Annotated in this window: 3 protein-coding genes; all 3 read right to left on the bottom strand. The window is 36.6% G+C overall.

What is annotated here, in order from left to right:
• Positions 1–283: 283 nt before the first annotated feature.
• The 3 genes from FS666_RS18895 to FS666_RS18885 all read right to left on the bottom strand — a co-directional run bounded on the left by FS666_RS18895 (position 284) and on the right by FS666_RS18885 (position 3,677).
• Positions 284–1,801 (bottom strand): phospholipase D-like domain-containing protein, encoded by a 1,518-nt coding sequence (locus FS666_RS18895; RefSeq protein ID WP_058005454.1) that lies wholly within the window; start codon positions 1,799–1,801, stop codon positions 284–286.
• A gap of 204 nt (positions 1,802–2,005) precedes the next feature.
• Positions 2,006–2,470 carry a hypothetical protein gene (locus FS666_RS18890; protein ID WP_144463746.1) on the bottom strand — a complete coding sequence of 155 codons (465 nt, stop codon included), beginning with the start codon at positions 2,468–2,470 and terminating at the stop codon, positions 2,006–2,008.
• Between the two features lie 637 nt (positions 2,471–3,107).
• Positions 3,108–3,677 (bottom strand): cupin domain-containing protein, encoded by a 570-nt coding sequence (locus FS666_RS18885; protein WP_058005455.1) that lies wholly within the window; start codon positions 3,675–3,677, stop codon positions 3,108–3,110.
• Between the last annotated feature and the right edge of the window lie 146 nt (positions 3,678–3,823).

Raw genomic sequence — 3,823 nt, 5'->3', positions numbered from 1 at the left:
AAAATGGGTAAAATCAGCCTGCTTTTCAAGCTTTTAACAAACTACGTCACGGATTCAGGTTAAAATGTAACAGATAATTTTGGATTCAAACTCTTTGGGCTTTCTTTTTAGTATTACCGTTTTTTAGTAATGGATTTCCAACGTAAATAAGAAAAAACCCATGTTGAAAGTTCTTCTAACACGGGTTTTCGACTTTTTCAAATGAATCAGAAATATTTTAAAAACAATCACATTTTTTTAAATCTAGATTTAAGATCGAAAAATAAAAACAGGATACATCAACTTATAATAATGGAGAAAGCAGACGAGCACCTTGTTCAACAATGCGCTCGGTCAGGGATCGTTGCAACAAGTCTTCAATTCTTAATGGTACAGAATCAGTAAGATCCCTCTCGAACTGCTCTGTGAGTTCCCTTGCCACATCAGCACTGTACACGACTTGACACACCTCATAATTCAGGCGAAAACTTCTCATATCATAGTTTGCTGCGCCTACTTCTGCAATTTCCTCATCAATGATCATCAGTTTCGCATGTAACATTCCTTTATTGTACTGGTAGATTTGGACCCCAGCTTCTATAAGTTCCCCGTAATAGGTACGACTTGCATAGCCCACGCTTTTTTGATCAATGTGGCGAGGAACCAGCAATCTTACGTGCACACCACGAGCCACAGCTGTCTTTAATGCCATGATAATATCTGTTTCTGGTACAAAGTAGGGTGTTGTTATATCAATAGTTTTGGTCGCCTGTGTTATACATATAAAGTAAGCTTGACGAATAACTGGGGTAGGAATTCCAGGGTTTCCTTCCAACGTATGGATGTACGCTTTTTGCAATTCTCCTGTCTTTGTTCGGGTATTGTCTGTTTTACCTTCTATAGGCCATAACTCAGATCCTAATTCGGCAGACCATCTTGAAAGATCTATGCTGCCGGTTGGATTGATTTCCTTTGATTTATATTTTGGGATTTTAGTGGCCTTTTTCGTTGCCTCAGATTTTGTTTTTGACTTTATCCGTTCTGGTACAGCGATATTCCAATGAACGTCGAAGATAGTCTGCAAGTCGCCTGTTGCTTCCCCTATAATTTGTAAATGAGTGTCCCTCCAAAATCCTACGTCTGGCTTTAATCCTGTATATTCACACCCAACGTTCATACCGCCAGTAAAGGATTCCTTTCTGTCAATCGTGACAATCTTACAATGATCCCGATAATTCCAATTGGACAAAATCCAGGGAAAGCTTAAAGGAAATATTGTCCGACATTCTATCCCTGCTTCCACCATCTGAAGAATTTTTTGACGCGGAAATTTTTTACTCCCCCAACCATCTCTAATAAAACGAACCCGCACTCCATTTACTGCTTTTTCGATCAGCAGTTCTGTGATGCGATTACCAATTTGGTCGTTCCGATAGATGAAATATTCCAGATCAATGGTTTTTTGGGCTTTTTGTAGGGATTCGATAAGTTGTTCATATTTTGCTATTCCATTGTTTAGTACTTGGACTTTGCCGACTCGAAGCCCGCCTACAGTAAAATACCTTAAAGCATCGGCGATTATCGATGCTGAATCACTATATGTATCAGGTAACTTTTCAGACTCATTATGAGAAGAGGTCAATCTTTTACGCTGAATAAGCTTGGGATTTGATATGCTAAGATATAGTAAGAAACCAATGACAGGCAAAACAAGGACGATTACTATCCAATTCAAAGCTTTGGTTGGCCGACGAACTTCCCAAATTGCTATGAATAAGATAAAGAACGTATTTAACAAGTATAGATAAAAAATCCACTCCAACTAAAATTCCTCCTTTTCCCTTAACATGTACAAACTATGTAGCAAGTATACGTTTGGAATACGAAGAATTGTTTAGATTGACCTTTTCTCATGAGACACCTCAAATAACTTTGTAATTAGTTTGTTTTGTCACAGGAAATTTAATCTTGGAAATGTATCGAAAAACAAAAAAGGAGGTTCGTTTTACATTTCTTCCATTTAAACCTAAAATCTTACATTATTCTGCTGTAGCTGACTAAGTATATTCGATGTTAAAAAGACTCCAACAGGGGGCAAGGTACCACTAATTACGGGATATCCGGTAAGAGATTTATCGGTTGTAGCAATCCAAGTTCCATGCTCTCCTGCTTGTAAAGAAGGAGGTTTCATAATAAGCCTCCCATTTAAAACAAAATGTCGAATTCTAATCAAGGGATCATCAAATATAGTTAAGTTACCGGAAAATGCGGCAAAAGGTGAATCAAATCTTATTTGATTGGTGTTTTCATCCCAATATCCATTAATTGGAATAGGTGTGCCACGGAAATTAACCGTACCAACTATCCTGTTATCTGTAATAGAGTTAATGTTTAGTAAACCCCAAACGATTGGTCTACCAGCTATAGCAGCATGGAAGCCCCATACTGACGGGAATGGAATACTAACCATTGTTTGCTGTGCAGTTTGCAATACTAATCTCCCCCTAAATTTAAAGTTTATGTTCTGAAGGATAAAGGATTAGATATCTTATTTACTATCCTATATAAAGGACCAATCCAGTATATGCACCACAAGCTGAATATGTTTACTTTTAACGGTTAGAAGCTCATCCTTTCGTTGAAAAATGCAGATCATTCAACGTTTAGAACAAAAAATTATGTTACAAAAAAATTCCTTTACACAGAGGCTCCAAGTCAAGTCCTTAAACGCATATTCTGTGGATACATATAAACAATGATAAAGGGTGCAACATATCAATGTTTTGTTGTTGATACTATATATAAGGTGCATATAGTTGAATGGTACGATTTGTCTTGAAAGGCTGAAGCTAAGGTTTCATCAGGCAAACGAGCCTATCATACCCATCTCTCCAAGTAAAGTCCTATGTTTGTATACGTTGTTGGATTATCCCATTTGTGTGCAAAGCTAACCTTAACGCAGTTATTAATCCATATAACTAGCAGGACAAATTGTAGGCTATAATATTTTGCTATTTATTATACGGAAAATGAATTTTGTCCAGCGTTTGAATACCTTCGTTACAGGAGTGATTCCCCATAAAATATGGGGATTACTAATTTGTATTAGGGTTATCAGTCAAAAATTATTAATAGTGATTTTCTGAAGCCATGGCAATTGCCTTTGTCTCATGAACAGTACCATATGGATGTTGAGGTGGTGCATAAATGGAGTATAATTTTATTGGTTTATTACCTGTGTTCGTTAGATTATGCCATGTTCCTGCGGGTATCACGATTACATAGTCGTCATATACATTGGCTTGAAAATCGTATATTCCTTTATTTTTCCCCATTTGAACAAGTCCTTGACCATCTTCAATACGGAGGAACTGATCCAATGTTGGGTGGATTTCCAATCCGATATCTTCTCCAACACCAATATTCATTAAAGTAACCTGCAAATGATTTCCCGTCCATAAAGCTATGCGGAAATTGTTATTCTTCTTGGCGGCCTGTTCAATATTAATTACAAATGGCTGCGGCCCGAAATCCTTTAATATATTGCCTCTATTATAAGGATTTTCATTATCGCCCAAATTATTGTTCCAGTTATAATAATGGGGATTCCAGTCGTTACACCAATTATTGTCATACCGGTTATAATACATTGGATTTTGCCATTGATGGTAATAACCTAATTGTCGGTACAAATTCATTCTCCTTTTACAGACGTATTTATCCCTTTAATATATGTCACTTTTTTTAAAAACGTGTTATTTACGCAGCAGGATTACTATATCCTTAATCCGTGACTAAATTTATCTAAAAACCATCCGAAAGCTAGTGAAATCAAGTATAATAC

The sequence above is a fragment of the Siminovitchia fortis genome (assembly GCF_007681465.1).
In the GTDB taxonomy this organism is placed as follows: Bacteria; Bacillota; Bacilli; order Bacillales; family Bacillaceae_C; genus Siminovitchia; species Siminovitchia fortis.
The sequence above is the reverse complement of the archived record's forward strand: the minus strand, read 5'-3'. Positions and strand labels throughout refer to the sequence as shown.

Coding starts and splice junctions, on each gene's coding strand:
- FS666_RS18885 (WP_058005455.1), bottom strand. CDS start 3,677: ATGAATTTGTACCGACAATTAGGTTATTACCATCAATGGCAAAATCCA.